Here is a 17671-nt window from a genome sequence, read left to right on the forward strand (position 1 = left end):
GTCAACCGTTCTCATTGGTGAATGGTTCCGGGTAGCGGCTGCGGCCAAAACAGCATTCCCAAGCCTTGCGCGGTCGGCGAAGACCGCGCCCTGCACGCCCTCGAAGGGGCGTGACGTTAGAAAACCGATTCCACTTGCAAGCCGAATTCAGGCAGGAAACCTCATGACCGACGCGTTCGAACTCCCCAGCACACTGGTCCAAGCCCTTCAGCGCCGAGCGGCCCTGACGCCGGACCGGGTGGCCTTGCGTTTTCTCGCCGAAACCCAGGATCAGGCTGTGGTGCTCAGTTATCGCGAACTGGATCAGCGCGCGCGGACCATTGCTGGCGCGTTGCAGGCCGAGGCTGCGTTTGGCGATCGCGCGGTGCTGCTGTTCCCCAGTGGCCCGGATTACGTCGCGGCGTTCTTTGGCTGCCTGTACGCCGGTGTGATCGCGGTGCCGGCCTATCCACCGGAGTCGGCGCGTCGTCATCATCAGGAACGTTTGTTGTCGATCATTAGCGATGCCGAACCGCGTCTGCTGCTGACCAGCGCCGGCCTGCGCGATGCGTTGCAGCAAATTGAAGGCGCGCCGCCGTTGCTGTGTGTCGATACGCTCGACAGTGCATTGGCCGAACATTGGGTGGCGCCGAACCTTGCAGACGACGATATCGCGTTTCTGCAATACACCTCCGGCTCCACCGCGTTGCCTAAAGGGGTGCAAGTCAGCCACGGCAACCTGGTGGCGAACGAGCTGCTGATTCGCCAAGGCTTCGGCATCGATCTGAATCCTGACGACGTGATCGTCAGCTGGTTGCCGCTGTACCACGACATGGGCCTGATCGGCGGTCTGTTGCAGCCGATTTTCAGTGGCGTGCCGTGCGTGTTGATGTCACCGGCGTATTTCCTCGGCCGACCGTTGCGCTGGCTGGAAGCGATCAGCGAGTACGGCGGCACCATCAGCGGCGGGCCGGATTTTGCCTATCGGTTGTGCAGCGAGCGGGTCAGTGAATCGGCCCTGGAACGCCTCGACCTGAGCGGCTGGCGCGTGGCGTATTCCGGTTCCGAACCGATTCGCCTCGATACGCTGGATCGCTTCGCCGAGAAGTTCGCGGCCTGCGGTTTCACCCAAGACAGTTTCATGGCGTCCTACGGGTTGGCCGAAGCGACGCTGTTCGTGGCCGGCAGCCCTCGCGGTCAGGGCATTGGCAACCTGCGCGTGGACGATCAAGCCCTGGCACAAAACCGTGCGGAGCCAGGTGAGGGCAGCGCGGTCATGAGTTGCGGCATCAGTCAGCCGGATCACGCGGTGCTGATTGTCGATCCGACAGCCCTCAACGAGTTGACTGACAACACGGTCGGCGAAGTCTGGGCCGCCGGGCCGAGCATCGCCCACGGCTATTGGCGCAACCCCGAAGCCAGCGCCACAACCTTCGTTCAGCACGCTGGCCGTACCTGGCTGCGTACCGGCGACCTGGGCTTTATGCGCAACGGTGAACTGTTCATCACCGGTCGCCTGAAAGACATGTTGATCGTCCGTGGCCACAACCTTTATCCACAGGACATCGAGCAAACCATCGAGCGCGAAGTGGAAGTGGTGCGCAAAGGTCGTGTCGCCGCTTTTACCGTGAACATCGAGGGTCAGGAAGGCATCGGCATTGCGGCGGAAATCAGCCGCAGCGTGCAGAAAATCCTCCCGCCCGACGCCCTGATCAAAGCCATCCGCCAAGCCGTGGCGGAGGCGTATCAGGAAGCGCCAAGTGTGGTGGTGCTGCTCAATCCGGGCGCGTTGCCCAAAACCTCCAGCGGCAAACTGCAACGCTCGGCATGCCGCAATCGCCTGGCGGACGGCAGCCTCGACAGCTATGCGCTGTTCCCGTCGGCGGTCACCGACAGCGTAGGGAAAACCGAAACGGCTTCTGAACTGCAAACCTTGATCGGCCAGATCTGGTGCGAGCAACTGCAGGTCAAACAGATCAGCGCCGACGATCACTTCTTCCTGCTCGGTGGTAACTCCATTGCCGCCACTCAGGTAGTCGCGCGTCTGCGCGAAGCACTCGGTCTGGAGCTGAACCTGCGCCTGCTGTTCGAAGCGCCGACCCTTGGCGCGTTTACCGCCGCAGTCGCTCAGCAACAGCAGGACGGCGGACTCGCCCAAGGCGCGATCACCCCGCTGTCGCGCACCGATGCCATGCCGCAATCGCTTGCGCAAAACCGCCTGTGGATTACCTGGCAGCTCGACCCGCAAAGCAGCGCCTACAACATTCCCGGCGCCTTGCGCCTGCGCGGCGAACTGGATGAAGACGCCTTGCGCGCCAGTTTCCAGCAGATGATCGAACGTCACGAATCCCTGCGTACGCGGTTCTTCGAACGTGATGGTGTGGCGCTGCAACAGGTCGATGCAGTGAGCGAATTCAACCTGCAACTCATCGATATCAGTGACCTGCCAGTTGCCGAGCGTGAAGTCCGTGCGCAGCAAATCCGTGAAGACGAAGCCCGTACTCAATTCGACCTGGAGAAAGGCCCACTGCTGTGGGTGACCCTGGTGCGCCTCGATGAAGAGGACCATCAACTGTTGGTGACGCTGCATCACATCATCGCCGACGGCTGGTCGCTGAACGTGCTGATCGACGAGTTCTCGCGCCTGTATGCCGCCGCGTCACAAGGACAAAAGGCGACACTTCCGGTATTGCCGACCCAGTACGCCGATTACGGCAGCTGGCAGCGTCAATGGCTGGCGCAAGGGGAGGGCGAGCGTCAGCTGGCTTACTGGAAAGCGCAATTGGGCTTTGATCATCCGACCCTGAGCCTGGCCACTGATCATCCGCGTTCGGCGCACCACATTCACACGGCTGCCCGCCATTCTGTGAAGCTGGGCGCGACCCTGAGCGATGCCATCCGCCAGACCGCCCAGGCCCATGAATCCACCTCGTTCATGCTGTTGCTCGCCGCGTTCCAGAGCCTGCTGCACCGCTACAGCGGCCAATGCGACATCCGCATCGGCGTGCCGAACGCCAACCGTCCGCGCCTGGAAACCCAAGGACTGATCGGCTTCTTCATCAACACCCAGGTGCTGCGCGCCGAACTGGATTCGCAGCTGCCATTCGTGGAGCTGCTGGCGCAAACCCGTCAGGCCGCGTTGGGCGCACAAGCGCATCAGGATCTGCCGTTCGAACAATTGCTCGAAGCCTTCCCGCAAGCCCGCGAGCAAGGTTTGTTCCAGGTCATGTTCAACCATCAGCAACGGGACTTGAGCGCACTGCGTCGCCTGCCTGGGTTGCTGGCCGAAGAGCTGCCGTGGCACAGCCGCGAAGCCAAGTTCGACCTGCAATTGCACAGCGAGGAAGACCAAAAGGGTCGCCTGAGCCTGTCCTTCGACTACGCCAGCGAACTGTTCGACACCGCGACCATCGAGCGCCTGGCCGAGCATTTCAGCAACCTGCTGCGAGCGATCTGCGAGCAACCGAAAACCACGATCGGCGATTTGCAACTGCTGACCCCGAGCGAACACGATCAGCAAACATCGTGGAGCACCGCGCCGTGCACACCGGCCAGCGTTTGGCTGCCGGAATTGCTCAACGAACAGGCTCGCCTGACCCCGGAGCGCACCGCCCTGATGTGGGACGGTGGCGCCATGGACTTTGCCGAACTGCACACCCAATCCAATCGCCTGGCCCATTACCTGCGCGACAAAGGCGTCGGTCCGGACGTCTGCGTGGCCATTGCCGCCGAGCGTTCGCCACAGTTGCTGATCGGCCTGCTGGCGATCATCAAGGCCGGTGGCGCCTACGTGTCGCTGGACCCGGATTACCCGGCTGAACGCCTGGCCTACATGCTCAGCGACAGCGGCGTCGAATTGCTGCTGACCCAAACCCAATTGCTTGAGCGCTTGCCGGCCACCGATGGCGTCAGCGTGATCGCCATGGACGCCTTGCATCTGGAGAGCTGGCCGAGCCACGCACCGGGCCTGCACTTGCACGGCGACAACCTGGCGTACGTGATTTACACCTCCGGTTCCACCGGCCAGCCGAAGGGCGTCGGCAACACCCACGCAGCCCTCGCCGAACGCCTGCAATGGATGCAGAACACCTATCGTTTGAACGACACCGACGTGCTGATGCAAAAGGCACCGATCAGCTTCGACGTGTCGGTGTGGGAGTGCTTCTGGCCGCTGATTACTGGTGCACGTTTGTTGATTGCCGGTCCCGGCGAACACCGTGATCCGCATCGTATTGCGCAATTGGTTCAACAGTTCGGCGTGACCACGCTGCACTTTGTGCCGCCGCTGCTTTCGTTGTTCATCGACGAACCGCTCACCGCTGAATGCACCCGCCTGCGCCGCGTATTCTCCGGTGGCGAAGCTTTGCCTGCCGAACTGCGCAACCGCGTGCTGGAACAACTGCCAGCCGTGCAATTGCACAACCGCTACGGCCCGACCGAAACCGCGATCAACGTCACTCATTGGCACTGCACCAGCGCCGATGGCGAACGCTCGCCGATTGGTCGTCCGCTGGGCAATGTGCTGTGCCGCGTGCTCGATGAGGCACTCAATCCCGTGCCTGCCGGTGTGCCGGGTGAACTGTGCATCAGCGGTATCGGTCTGGCCCGTGGCTATTTGGGCCGTCCGGGCCTGACTGCAGAACGTTTTGTCGTTGATCCATTGGGCGAGCAGGGCGCGCGTTTATACCGTACCGGCGACCGCGCGCGCTGGACCGCCGACGGCGTGATCGAATACCTCGGTCGTCTCGATCAGCAGGTCAAACTGCGTGGCTTCCGCGTTGAACCGGAAGAAATCGAAGCACGATTGCTGGCTCAGGACGGCGTCGCTCAAGCCGTGGTGCTGGTGCGCGAAACGGCGGCCGGCGGACAGTTGATCGGTTACTACACCGCAACCGATTCCACAGAAGAGGTTGATGCTCAAACCGCACGCCTGAAAACCGCGCTGGCGGCTGAGCTGCCGGAGTACATGGTTCCAGCGCAACTCATGCGCCTGGACGAAATGCCCCTGAGCCCAAGCGGCAAACTCGATCGTCGCGCCTTGCCGGAACCCCAATGGCAAGTCCGCGAGCACGTCGAACCAGTCACTGCCCTCGAGCAACAAATCGCCGGCATCTGGCGCGAAGTGCTGGGCCAAACACAGATCGGTCTTCGCGACGACTTTTTTGCTCTCGGTGGCCATTCCTTGCTGGCCACGCAAATCATCTCCCGCACTCGTCAGTCCTGCGACGTGGAGTTGCCGCTGCGCGCGCTGTTCGAAAACAGTGAGCTGGGCGCGTTTGCCGGGCAGGTTCAACTGATCCAGGCCAGCGGCAAAACCAACCAGCAGCCGCCGATCGAAAAGGTCGACCGCAGCCAACCGGTGCCGTTGTCCTATTCCCAGCAGCGCATGTGGTTCCTCTGGCAGATGGAACCGGACAGCCCGGCCTACAACGTCGGCGGCATGGCGCGGCTGCGCGGGGTACTCGATGTCGGGCGCTTCGAAGCCGCGCTGCAAGCACTGATCATGCGTCATGAAACCCTGCGTACCACGTTCCCGAGCATCAATGGCGTGGCCCGGCAGCAAGTTCACCCGCAAACCGGGATGCGCATGGACTGGAAGGATTTCACCGCGCTGGATGCCGATGGCCGCGAGTGGGCGGTGCAGCAACTGGCCGACGACGAAGCCCATACATCGTTCGATCTGGAAACCGGACCCCTGCTGCGCGCCTGCATGGTCAAGACCGCCGAGCAGGAGCATTACCTGGTACTGACCCTGCACCATATCGTCACCGAAGGCTGGGCGATGGACATCTTCGCCCGGGAACTGAGCGCGCTCTACGAGGCCTTCGTCGATGACCGCGAATCGCCGCTGGAACCGCTGCCGGTGCAATACCTGGATTACAGCGTCTGGCAGCGCCAGTGGCTGGAGTCCGGTGAACGTCAGCGCCAACTCGACTACTGGACCGCGCAACTGGGCCGCGAACATCCGCTGCTGGAATTGCCGGGCGACCGTCCGCGTCCACCGGTGCAAAGCCATCAGGGCGAACTGTTCCGTTTCGACCTGAGCGATGATCTTGCCGCGCGCGTTCGTGCCTTCAACGCACAAAACGGTCTGACCCTGTTCATGACCATGACCGCCGCGCTGGCGGTGCTGCTTTACCGCTACAGCGGCCAGACCGACCTGCGCATCGGCGCGCCGGTGGCCAACCGGATTCGTCCGGAAAGCGAAGGGCTGATCGGTGCGTTCCTCAACACTCAGGTGCTGCGTTGCCAGCTCGACGGGCAGATGTCCGTGGGTGAGTTGTTCGAGCAGGTTCGCCACACCGTGATCGAAGGCCAGTCCCACCAGGACCTGCCGTTCGATCACTTGGTGGAAGCCTTGCAGCCACCGCGCAGCGCGGCGTACAACCCGTTGTTCCAGGTGATGTGCAACGTGCAGCGCTGGGAATTCCAGCAGAGCCGCACACTCGCCGGTATGACCGTCGAATACCTGGCCAACGATGCGCGGGCGACCAAGTTCGACCTCAACCTGGAAGTCACCGACCTCGACCATCGCCTGGGTTGCTGCCTGACCTACAGCACCGATCTGTTCGATGAACCGCGCATTGCACGCATGGCCGGGCATTGGCGCAACCTGCTGGAAGCGCTGCTGGCCGATCCGCAACAGCGCCTCAGTGAACTGCCGCTGCTGGAAGCCACCGAACAGCAAAACCTGCTCGACAGCCTCGGCGCCGAGCCGGGCGAACATCGCCTCGACCAGTGCATTCATCACCTGTTCAGCGAGCAGGCCCTGGCCCGCAAAGACGCGCCGGCCCTGACCTTCGCCGGGCAAACCCTGAGCTATGCCGAACTCGACAGCCGTGCCAATCGCCTGGCCTGGATGCTCCGCGAGCGTGGCGTCGGGCCGCAGGTTCGGGTGGGGCTGGCGCTTGAGCGTTCGCTGGAAATGGTCGTCGGCCTACTGGCGATCCTCAAGGCGGGCGGCGCCTACGTGCCGCTGGACCCGGAATACCCGCTGGATCGTTTGCACTACATGATCGAAGACAGCGGCATCGGTTTGCTGCTCAGCGATGCAGCAATGTTCGACGCGCTCGGCGACCTGCCGGTAACTGTCGCACGTTGGTGCCTGGAGGAGGACGCAGCAGAACTGGCCAACTACCCGGCCACCGAGCTGCCGTTTATCAGCCTGCCGCAGCATCAGGCGTACCTGATTTACACCTCGGGCTCCACCGGAAAACCGAAAGGCGTGGTGGTGTCCCACGGTGAAATCGCCATGCACTGCCGCGCCGTGATCGAGCGTTTCGGCATGCGCCCGGACGACTGCGAGCTGCACTTCTATTCCATCAACTTCGATGCGGCCACCGAGCGTTTGCTGGTGCCGCTGTTGAGTGGTGCTCAAGTTGTGTTGCGCGCTCAAGGCCAGTGGGACGCGGAAGAAATCTGCGGTCTGATTCGCCGTCACAACATCAATATCCTCGGCTTCACCCCGAGCTACGGCAGCCAATTGGCGCAGTGGCTGGCGACTCAGGGCGAAATCCTGCCAGTGCGCATGTGCATCACCGGCGGTGAAGCCTTGACCGGCGAACACCTGACGCGAATTCGCGCGGCGTTCAAGCCGAGTCTGTTTTTCAACGCCTACGGCCCGACTGAAACCGTGGTCATGCCCCTGGCCAGTCTGGCGCCCGAGCAATTGGAAGAAGGCTTGGGCAGTGTGCCGATCGGCAGCGTGATCGGCGCGCGCGCGGCCTACATCCTCGACGCTGATCTGGCGTTGGTGCCGCAAGGGGCAACGGGCGAGTTGTACGTCGGCGGCGCCGGTCTGGCGCAGGGTTATCACCAGCGTCCGGGCATGACAGCGGAACGTTTTGTAGCTGATCCGTTCGCCGCCAATGGCGGGCGTCTGTACCGCACTGGCGACCTGGTGCGCCAGCGCGCCGATGGTCTGGTGGAATACCTCGGACGTATTGACCATCAAGTGAAGATTCGAGGTTTCCGCATCGAACTGGGCGAAATCGAAACCCGTCTGCTGGAACATGAATCGATCCGTGAAGCCGTGGTGCTGGCGCTGGATGCCCCAAGCGGTAAACAACTGGTCGGCTATCTGGTGACTGAAGTCGCCGAGCAAGACGAAGCGCAACAACACACACTGCGTGAGGCGTTGAAGGCGCACCTCAAATCGCAACTGCCGGATTACATGGTGCCAAATCATTTAATCCTGCTGGCCAGCATGCCGCTGACCGCCAACGGCAAACTCGACCGCCGCGCATTGCCGGCACCGGACCCGGAGCTGAACCGTCAGCAGTACGTGGCACCGAGCAATGAGCTTGAACTGACGTTGGCCGGTATCTGGTGCGAAGTGCTGAACGTTCTGCAGGTCGGCCTCAACGACAACTTCTTTGAACTGGGCGGCGACTCGATTCTGTCGATCCAAGTGGTCAGCCGTGCGCGGCAGCAGGGCATTCACTTCAGCCCGCGTGACCTGTTCCAGCACCAGACCGTGCAGACCCTGGCCGCCGTGGCGACCCGCACCGAGCAGATCACCGCCGAACAAGGTTTGCTGACCGGCGAATCACGTTTGACGCCGATCCAGCACTGGTTCTTCGACGCCGACATCCCCCAGCGCCAACACTGGAACCAGGCATTGCTGCTGGAAACCACCGTGGTGCTGGAACCTCATCGCCTGGAGCAAGCACTGCTGGCAGTGATCGAGCAGCACGACGCCTTGCGTTTGCGCTTCTCTGAAATTGCAGGGCAATGGCAGGCCGAGCACCAAACGGTTTCCGACGCGCCGGTGCTGTGGCAAGTGCGCGTTTCATCCATGGACAAATGCGCGGCGTTGTTCGCCGATGCCCAGCGCAGCCTCGACCTTGAGGAAGGGCCGCTGATGCGCGCGCTGCTGGTCGATGGTCCCGAGGGGCAACAGCGGCTGTTCATTGCCATTCACCACTTGGTCGTGGATGGGGTTTCGTGGCGGGTGTTGCTGGACGATTTGCAAACGGTGTATCGCCAACTGGACGCTCAACAGTCCGTGAAACTGCCAGCAAAAACCAGCGCCTTCAAGGACTGGGCGGCACGTTTGCAAGCGTATGCCGGCAGTGAATCCCTGCGCGAAGAATTGAGCTGGTGGCAGTCGCAATTGGCGGGTGAAAACGCCGAATTGCCGTGTGATCGCCCTGAGGGTGGCCGGCAGAATTGTCATGCGCAAACCGTCAGCGTGCGCCTCGACAGCGAGCGCACTCGCCAATTGTTGCAACAGGCACCGAGCGCCTATCGCACTCAGGTCAACGACTTGCTGCTGACTGCATTGGCCCGGGTGCTATGCCGCTGGAGCGGTCACGAATCGGCGCTGATTCAACTCGAAGGTCACGGCCGCGAAACGCTCTTCGACGAGATCGACCTGACCCGCACCGTCGGCTGGTTCACCAGCGCTTATCCGCTGCGGCTGACGCCAGCGGACGGGCAGGGCGCTTCGATCAAGGCGATCAAGGAACAACTGCGCGCGGTGCCTCACAAAGGTCTGGGTTATGGTGTGTTGCGCTATCTCGCCGATGACTCGAGCCGGCAGGCCATGGCAGCCTTGCCGGTGGCACCGATCACCTTCAACTACCTCGGCCAGTTCGACCAGAGCTTCGGCGCGGACGCCTTGTTCCGTCCTCTCGATGAAGCGATCGGCGCGGCCCATGATCCTCGCGCGCCGTTGCCCAATGAGCTGAGCGTCGACAGTCAGGTCTATGGCGGTGAGCTGGTGCTGCGTTGGACCTTCAGCGCCGAACGCCACGATCTGCAGACCATCACTGAGCTGGCAGACGCTTACCTCGGCGAATTGCAAAGCCTGATCGAACATTGCCTGCGCGACGATGCGGGAGGCCTGACGCCGTCGGACTTCCCGTTGGCGAAACTGACTCAGCCGCAACTCGACGCGTTGCCCATCCCGGCCGCCGTCATCGAAGACGTCTACCCGCTGACGCCGATGCAGGAAGGCATGCTGCTGCACACCTTGCTGGAACCGGGCACCGGCCTCTACTACATGCAGGATCGCTACCGCATCAACAGCGAGCTCGACCCGCAACGTTTCGCCCAGGCCTGGCAAGCGGTGATCGCCCGTCACGAAGCCCTGCGCGCGTCGTTCTGCTGGAACGTCGGTGAAGACATGCTGCAAGTTATCCACAAGCCGGGCACCACGCCGATCGAGTATCTGGACTGGACGGCAATCGCCGAAGCCGAGCAGGAGCCGACGTTGCAGGCGCTGCTCAAAAGCGAGCGCGAGGCCGGGTTCGATCTGCTCAATCAGGCACCGTTCCACCTGCGCCTGATCAAGGTCGGCGCGGCGCGCTACTGGTTCATGATGAGCAACCACCACATCCTCATCGATGCCTGGTGCCGTTCGCTGCTGATGAACGATTTCTTCGAAATCTACACCGCGCTGGGCGAAGGCCGGGACGCGCAGCTGGCCTTGCCACCGCGTTATCGCGACTACATCGGCTGGCTGCAACGCCAGAGCCTGGCCGAGGCGCTGCAGTGGTGGAAAACCAATCTGCAAGGCTTCGAGCGGACCACGCCGATTCCGAGCGACCGGCCATTCCTGCGCGAACATGCTGGCGAAAGCGGCGGCATGATCGTCGGCGACCGCTACACAAGGCTCGATGCCCGTGACGGTGCACAACTGCGAGAATTGGCTCAAGCCCATCAACTGACCATCAACACCTTTGCCCAAGCAACGTGGGCGTTGGTGTTGCGCCGTTTGAGCGGTGATCGCGACGTGCTATTCGGCGTCACGGTGGCCGGGCGTCCGGTAGAAATGCCGGAGATGCAGCGCACCGTCGGGCTGTTTATCAACAGCATCGCGCTGCGGGTGAAAATGCCGGAAGACGATCAGCGCTGCAGCGTTCGTCAATGGCTGAGCGGTTTGCTCGACAGCAACATGCAACTGCGCGAGTACGAATACCTGCCGCTGGTGAGCATTCAGGAAAACAGTGAACTGCCCAAGGGCCAGCCGTTGTTCGACAGCCTGTTCGTGTTCGAAAACGCCCCGGTGGAAGTCTCGGTGCTGGACCGTGCGCAGAGCCTCAACGCGACCTCGGATTCGGGCCGCACCCACACCAACTTCCCGCTGACGGCGGTCTGCTATCCGGGCGATGACCTGGGCTTGCACCTGTCTTACGACCAGCGTTATTTCGATGAGTCGACCGTCGAGCGCATGCTCGGCGAGTTCAAGCGGTTGCTGCTGGCACTGGTCGAAGGTTTCCACGGTGATATGGCCGATCTGCCGCTGTTGGGCTTTGATGAGCAAGACTTTCTGCTCCACGGCTGCAACCAGAGCGAACACGATTACCCGCTGGAGCAGAGTTATGTCTCATTGTTTGAAGCGCAGGTCGCCGAGCATCCACAGCGCATTGCCGCCAGTTGCCTGGATCAGCAGCACAGTTACCTTGAGCTGAATGAGCGCAGTAACCGTCTCGGTCATGCCTTGATCGCCGCTGGCGTGAGGCTGGATCAACCGGTGGCGTTGCTGGCTGAACGCAACCTCGATCTGCTGGGCATGATCATCGGCAGCTTCAAGGCTGGCGCCGGTTACTTGCCTCTGGATCCGGGCCTGCCGAGTCAGCGTCTGAGCCGGATCATCGACCTGAGCCGCACGCCGTTGCTGGTGTGTTCTCAGGCCTGCCGCGAGCAAGCGCTGGCGCTGCTGGATGAGTTCGGTTGCGCCAACCGGCCGAAGTTGTTGGTCTGGGACGAGGTGCAAGCCAGCGATATTTCGGTTGCCAACCCGGGCATCTACAGCGCCCCGGACAACCTCGCCTACGTGATCTACACCTCGGGCTCGACCGGCCTGCCGAAAGGCGTGATGGTCGAACAGCGCGGCATGCTCAATAACCAGTTGAGCAAGGTGCCTTACCTGAACTTGAGCGATGCTGATGTGATCGCCCAGACTGCCTCGCAAAGTTTCGATATTTCTGTCTGGCAGTTCCTCGCCGCACCGCTGTTCGGCGCTCGGGTGGACATCGTGCCGAACACCATCGCCCATGATCCGCAAGGGTTGCTGGCACATGTGTCGACCCAGGGCATTACCGTGCTGGAAAGCGTGCCGTCGCTGATTCAGGGCATGTTCGCCCAGGAACGCATGAGCCTTGACGGCCTGCGCTGGATGCTGCCGACCGGTGAAGCGATGCCGCCGGAGCTGGCGCACCAGTGGCTGCTGCGCTACCCGGAGATCGGGCTGGTGAATGCTTACGGTCCGGCGGAATGCTCGGACGACGTAGCATTCTTCCGCGTTGACATGGCGTCGACCCGTGGCAGTTACCTGCCGATTGGTACGCCGACCGACAACAACCGTTTGTACTTGCTTGACGGTGCCTTGGAGTTGGTGCCGTTGGGTACGGTGGGTGAGTTGTGCGTCGCGGGTACCGGTGTCGGCCGTGGCTACGTCAGTGATCCGTTGCGCACGGCTCAAGTGTTTGTGCCCAACCCGTTTGGCGCGCCGGGGGATCGTCTGTATCGCACTGGCGACCTGGCCCGCCGGCGCAGTGACGGCGTGCTGGAATACGTCGGGCGGATCGACCATCAAGTGAAGATTCGCGGCTACCGCATCGAACTAGGTGAAATCGAAGCGCGTTTGCATGAGCAACCGGAAGTGCGTGAAGCCGCAGTCGGCGTGCAGGAAGGCGTCAACGGCAAACATCTGGTCGGCTATTTGGTAGCGGCTGATTCTTTGATCAATCCAACGGAGCGACTGGAACGCATCAAACAACGCCTGCGCGCTGAACTGCCGGAATACATGGTGCCGCTGCACTGGCTATGGCTGGATCGCATGCCGCTCAACGCCAACGGCAAGCTTGATCGCAACGCACTGCCAGTGCTGGAAATCGGCCAGTTGCAGAGTCAGGACTACCAGGCGCCGCGCAATGAACTGGAGCAGACGCTGGCGGATATCTGGGCCGAGGTGCTGAAGATCGAGAAGGTTGGTATTTGCGACAACTTCTTCGAGCTGGGCGGACATTCATTGCTGGCGACGCAGATCGCTTCGCGGGTGCAGAAAGCCCTGCAACGTGATGTGCCGCTGCGGGCGATGTTTGAATGCAGCACGGTGGCGGAGTTGGCCGAGTACATCGACGGATTGGCGGCGAGCGACATAACTGAGGAGAAGGTGGATCGCCTCAATGACCTGATGGCGGAGTTGGAGGGGCTTTGATGCTCTAGCGTCTGTTCTGGCCCCATCGTCGGAACGCCGCCCGGAGCAAGCTCGCTCCCACAGTGGTTCTGTGAACACAGTCCCATTGTGGGAGCGAGCTTGCTCGCGATGAGGCCGGCACAAACTCCACAAGGTTGACTGTAGAGCCACAGCAGCCCAGTCTGCCTGCTCCATTTTTGGTGAGGAGACAGCTGATGCCCTTCGCAACAATAGACGGACAACCCCTTCACTACATTGATCAAGGCACCGGCCCTGCCGTTCTGCTGGCCGGCAGTTATCTGTGGGACCAGGCCATGTGGGCGCCGCAGATCGCCGCCCTGTCGCAGCAATACCGGGTAATTGCTCTGGACCTGTGGGGCCATGGTGATTCCGGGCGGATGCCCGAGTGCACAAGGTCGCTGGATGACGTAGCGCGCCAGGCACTGGCGCTGCTCGATCATCTGGACATCGACCGTGTCACGCTGGTCGGTCTCTCGGTCGGCGGCATGTGGGGCGTGCGTCTGGCGCTGTCGGCGCCGCAGCGGATCAATGGTCTGGTGCTGATGGACACCTACGTCGGCGTCGAGCCGGAACCGACTCGCCAGTACTATTTCTCACTGTTCAAACAGATCGAAGACACCGGCGTGATTGCGCCGCAGCTGCTCGATATCGTCGTGCCGATTTTCTTCCGTCCGGGCATTGATCCACAGTCGGCGCTGTATCAGGACTTCCGCGCCAAACTGGCCGCACTGCCGGCGGAGCGTCTGCGCGAGAGCATCGTGCCGATGGGGCGGATTACGTTTGGGCGCGATGATCTGTTGCCGCGACTGGGCGAATTGAATCCTGACACCACGCTGCTGATGTGTGGCGATCAGGACAAACCGCGGCCGCCGTCAGAGACAAGGGAAATGGCCGAGCTGATCGGTTGCCCATTTGTGCTGGTGCCGGAGGCGGGGCATATCTCCAATCTGGAGAATCCTGAATTTGTGATAGAGGCTTTGTTGGAGTTTTTGGCTGAAAGAAGTTAGTCGTTCATTCGGACGCTATCGCGAGCAGGCTCGCTCCCACAGGGGAATGCATTCCAATGTGGGAGCGAGCCTGCTCGCGAAAGGGCCGGTGGGGTCACTTAGGCCCGAGAATTTGCACCAACTTGTCCGGCGACGGCGCGCCTTGCTGTTGTTGCAGCTCGCCCTTGTCGTCCATGTAGAAAATCGCCGGGGTGGCCTGCAGCTCCAGGTCTTCCATCAACTGCATGTTGGCCGCCAGCTTCGCCTGAATCGCCGGTGGCACGTTTTTCAGGGCTTTTAGCGAGCTTTTCTTACCGGACTTCTCATGGTCTTCCAGGGCTTTCTGCGGATCCTTGGCGGCCAGCAGTGCAGCCGATTTCCCCGGGCTGTCTTCGCGAATGATGCCAACCATGATGTGCCGCAGTTGCACCTTGCCCGCCTTGACCCATGGTCGTGCCTGTTCCCAGAACACGTTGCAATAAGGGCAGTTCGGATCGCTGAACAGGTAGACGACCCGTGGGGCATCTTTCTTCCCGTCGCCGATCCAGTTGCTGGTTTCCATTTTGCCCCAAACTTCCTTGGCCATCGGCGCGTAAACCAGCTTCTGCAACGGTGCGCTGCTCAGGTCGTTGCCGTCGGCATCGTACAGATTGCCGAGCAGCACGTGCTTGCCATCCGGGGTCAGGTACAGCGCTAAGCCACGGTTCTGGTACTGCGCCGCATAACCGCGCAAGCCGTCGGGAGCGTCGAATTGGCCGACGATTTTCGCGCCCTTGGCTTCGATTTTCTTGATCGCTTCGGGCAATTCTTCGGCGGCCTGCACTGACGGTAAATGCAGTAAGGCAGCGCCGAGGCTCAACGTCAGCAGGTGGCGGAGGCGGGGCATGGCAATTTCCTTGAAGAGGTGGCCGGTACGGCAGGATTCGGGGTGTCGAAGTTTTCCAGGGCGCGGGCCAGGCTGGCTTCCGACAGCTCACCCAGATGGCTGCCCAGCAGGCGACCGTCGGGGCTATAGAACAGCGTAGTCGGCAACGCCATGGAGCCGACGGCCTGGCCCAATCGGCCACTGCCGTCGAACAGCACGTTGGACAGGCTCAGGCCCTGGGTTTCCAGAAAAGTACTGACGCTTTGCATGCTTTCAGCCTGATTGACGAACAGGAACGTCAGGTCCGGGCGGTGTTGTTGGGCGTTTTCCAGCACCGGCATTTCCCTTCGGCACGGCGGACACCAGGTGGCCCAGAGATTGATCACCAACGGGCCGCCCTTGTAATCAGCCAGTTGCACAGTTTCACCGGCGGCATTGCGCAGGGTGATTTCCGGCAGGCGCGTGCCTTGTTCGTAAATGGTCAGTGAGAAGGTCGCCAGCAGCCAGAACGCCAGGCCGCTGGCCACGCCAAAGCCCAACGGCCGGCGCAAGCCCGGACGGCGCCAGCCTCGATACAACGCGGCAAGCAGCAGTACGATTACGCCCGGCCAGGCGAGGAAACCGCCGTCGCGCAGGTCGATGATCTGCCAAAGGTCATCGCGATAATGGGCCCAGTAAACGGCCACGAAACCGATCCGGGCGGCCAGCATGCCCAGCAGGAACAGGCTGAACAGCACCGACTCCGGATTCTCGCCGCCGCGCTTGGCCACCCGCCAACCGACGAAGGTCGCCAGCGCCAGGGCACTGATCAGCAGCAGGTGATTAAGCGCGATGGCAAAAGTGCCGAGGGTAAAGGTCAGCATTAACGGGCGTCTCGGGTGGTGGTCCAGCGTTGCAGGAAAGTGTCGGCATCGACTTCGCCGGTGATGCGCTGGCTGCGACGCTCGATGCCGTCGGCGCCGATCCACAGCAGGCTCGGTGGCCCCGGCACTTTATAACGGCCGAGCAGTTCGCGGCTGGCGGCATTGTCGGCGGTGACGTCCAGCCGTAGCAAGCGCACATCACTCAAGGCTTCCAGTACGTGAGCTTTGCCGAACACCTGTTTTTCCATGACCTTGCACGACACGCACCAGTCGGCGTAGTAGTCCAGCAGCACCCACTGGCCCTGAGCCTGTGCCGCGTCGAGCTCCCGCTGCAGAGCTGCCGGGTCCTTGATCGAGGTGAATGCGTCGTGGCCGGCCGGGTTTGCGGCGCTGCTCGAGTTTGAAGCGCTGTAGACCTGCAAAGGCTTCACCAAGTCATCACTGCCGCCGGCGGCACCGATCAGCAGCAGGCTGCCCCACACACCCAGCAATAGTGAACTGGCGCCGAACACATGGGCGACGCGACTGAAACCTTCCGACTGCTTCCAGGCGCTGTACGCGGCAATCAACAGTAACGCACCGCACAAACCAATCCACAGTGATTCATCCAGCACCGGACGCAGCATCAGCAACGCGGTAGCGAGAAACAGGAAGCCGAATACGCCCTTTAGCAGGTTCATCCAGGCGCCGGGTTTGGGCAGGAAGCGATTGCCGACGGTCACCAGCAACAACAGAGGCACACCGATGCCGATGCCCATGGCGAACAGAATCAGCCCGCCATGCAGCGCATTGCCGCTTTGCGCGATGTAGAGCAAGGCGCCCGCCAGCGGAGCGGTCATGCACGGACCCACCAGCAAACCGGACAGGGCTCCCAACACACCTGCACCGAACAGGCTACCGCCGCGCTGATTGCGCGAGACATTTTCCAATCGATCGCGCACGGCCACCGGCAGTTGCAACTCGAAGAAGCCGAACATCGGCAACGCCAGCAACACAAACACAGCAGCGAAACTGCTCAGCAACCAAGGGTTCTGCAACAACGCCTGCAGATTCGCCCCAAGCAGCGCGGCCAGAACGCCCATCGCCGCATACACCAGCGCCATGCTCACGACGTAGCTGGTGGCCAAGGCGAAACCGCGCTTGGGCGTGGCGCCACTGCCGACGATCAAACCGCCCAGAATCGGCAGCATCGGCAGCGAGCAAGGCGTGAAGGCCAGCAACAGCCCCAGACCGAAGAACACCAGCAAGCTCCAACCTAGCGCCCGCTGTTGCAGGTCGCTGGCCAAGGCTTGATCCGGCGCTTCGTTTGTCGCGGCGATAGCGGATTTGCCGCCCAGATCCACGACCTGAGTTTGCGGTGGGTAACACAAACCGGCATCGGCGCAGCCCTGGAATCCGACCTTGATCTGGCCGGTCGCACCTGCCGGAATCTTCAGTTCCAGGCCTTGGCGATAAACTTGCTGTTCGCCAAAAAACTCATCGCTGTGCGCTTCGCCTTCAGGTAATACGGGATGCTGCTCAGCGGGCAAACCATCGAATTTCAGGCGTTTCTGATAAAGGTAATACCCGTCGCTGATCTGCCAGTAGAGCTGTGTTTCGCCCGATTCAAGGCGTTCGGAAGTGAAAACGAATGCCTTTTCCACGGGCAAAAATTCAGGTTTGGTCTCGAACGGATTAGTCCCTGCCTGGGCCACACCCGAGATCAAGAGAACAAAAAATACAAACAGTCGACGCATGGGTAAGCCTTATCCCTGTGCAAGTGAGGTGCACAATGGGAGGCCGCGATTAACCGATGATTAACCACAGTTGC

Annotated in this window: 5 protein-coding genes; 2 read left to right on the plus strand and 3 right to left on the minus strand. The window is 61.7% G+C overall.

The features are described 5' to 3' along the window. The first annotated feature begins 163 nt into the window (after positions 1-163). Positions 164-13147 (plus strand): non-ribosomal peptide synthetase, encoded by a 12984-nt coding sequence (locus tag ACA056_RS08320; protein WP_497271814.1) that lies wholly within the window; start codon positions 164-166, stop codon positions 13145-13147. Between the two features lie 194 nt (positions 13148-13341). Next, positions 13342-14154, plus strand: a complete 813-nt coding sequence (locus ACA056_RS08325; RefSeq protein WP_497271816.1) for an alpha/beta fold hydrolase — start codon at positions 13342-13344, stop codon at positions 14152-14154. A gap of 94 nt (positions 14155-14248) precedes the next feature. Here the strand turns inward: ACA056_RS08325 and dsbG are convergent, their stop codons facing one another. The 3 genes from dsbG to dsbD are packed head-to-tail and all read right to left on the minus strand — an operon-like array spanning position 14249 to position 17597. Continuing rightward, positions 14249-15019: a thiol:disulfide interchange protein DsbG gene (dsbG, locus tag ACA056_RS08330; RefSeq protein ID WP_497271818.1), complete on the minus strand. Its 771-nt coding sequence runs from the start codon at positions 15017-15019 to the stop codon at positions 14249-14251. Further along, positions 14995-15861, minus strand: a complete 867-nt coding sequence (locus ACA056_RS08335; protein ID WP_497271820.1) for a TlpA family protein disulfide reductase — start codon at positions 15859-15861, stop codon at positions 14995-14997. The genes dsbG and ACA056_RS08335 overlap by 25 nt, the downstream gene beginning before the upstream one ends. After that, positions 15861-17597 carry a protein-disulfide reductase DsbD gene (gene dsbD / locus ACA056_RS08340; protein ID WP_497271822.1) on the minus strand — a complete coding sequence of 579 codons (1737 nt, stop codon included), beginning with the start codon at positions 17595-17597 and terminating at the stop codon, positions 15861-15863. The genes ACA056_RS08335 and dsbD overlap by 1 nt, the downstream gene beginning before the upstream one ends. Positions 17598-17671: the final 74 nt, after the last annotated feature.

The organism is Pseudomonas sp. LBUM1666 (assembly GCF_059695775.1).

What these genes read in the sequence shown, in the direction of transcription:
- dsbG (WP_497271818.1), bottom strand. Translation starts at nt 15,019, where the DNA reads ATGCCCCGCCTCCGCCACCTGCTGACGTTGAGCCTCGGCGCTGCCTTA.
- ACA056_RS08320 (WP_497271814.1), top strand. Translation starts at nt 164, where the DNA reads ATGACCGACGCGTTCGAACTCCCCAGCACACTGGTCCAAGCCCTTCAG.
- ACA056_RS08325 (WP_497271816.1), top strand. Translation starts at nt 13,342, where the DNA reads ATGCCCTTCGCAACAATAGACGGACAACCCCTTCACTACATTGATCAA.
- dsbD (WP_497271822.1), bottom strand. Translation starts at nt 17,597, where the DNA reads ATGCGTCGACTGTTTGTATTTTTTGTTCTCTTGATCTCGGGTGTGGCC.
- ACA056_RS08335 (WP_497271820.1), bottom strand. Translation starts at nt 15,861, where the DNA reads ATGCTGACCTTTACCCTCGGCACTTTTGCCATCGCGCTTAATCACCTG.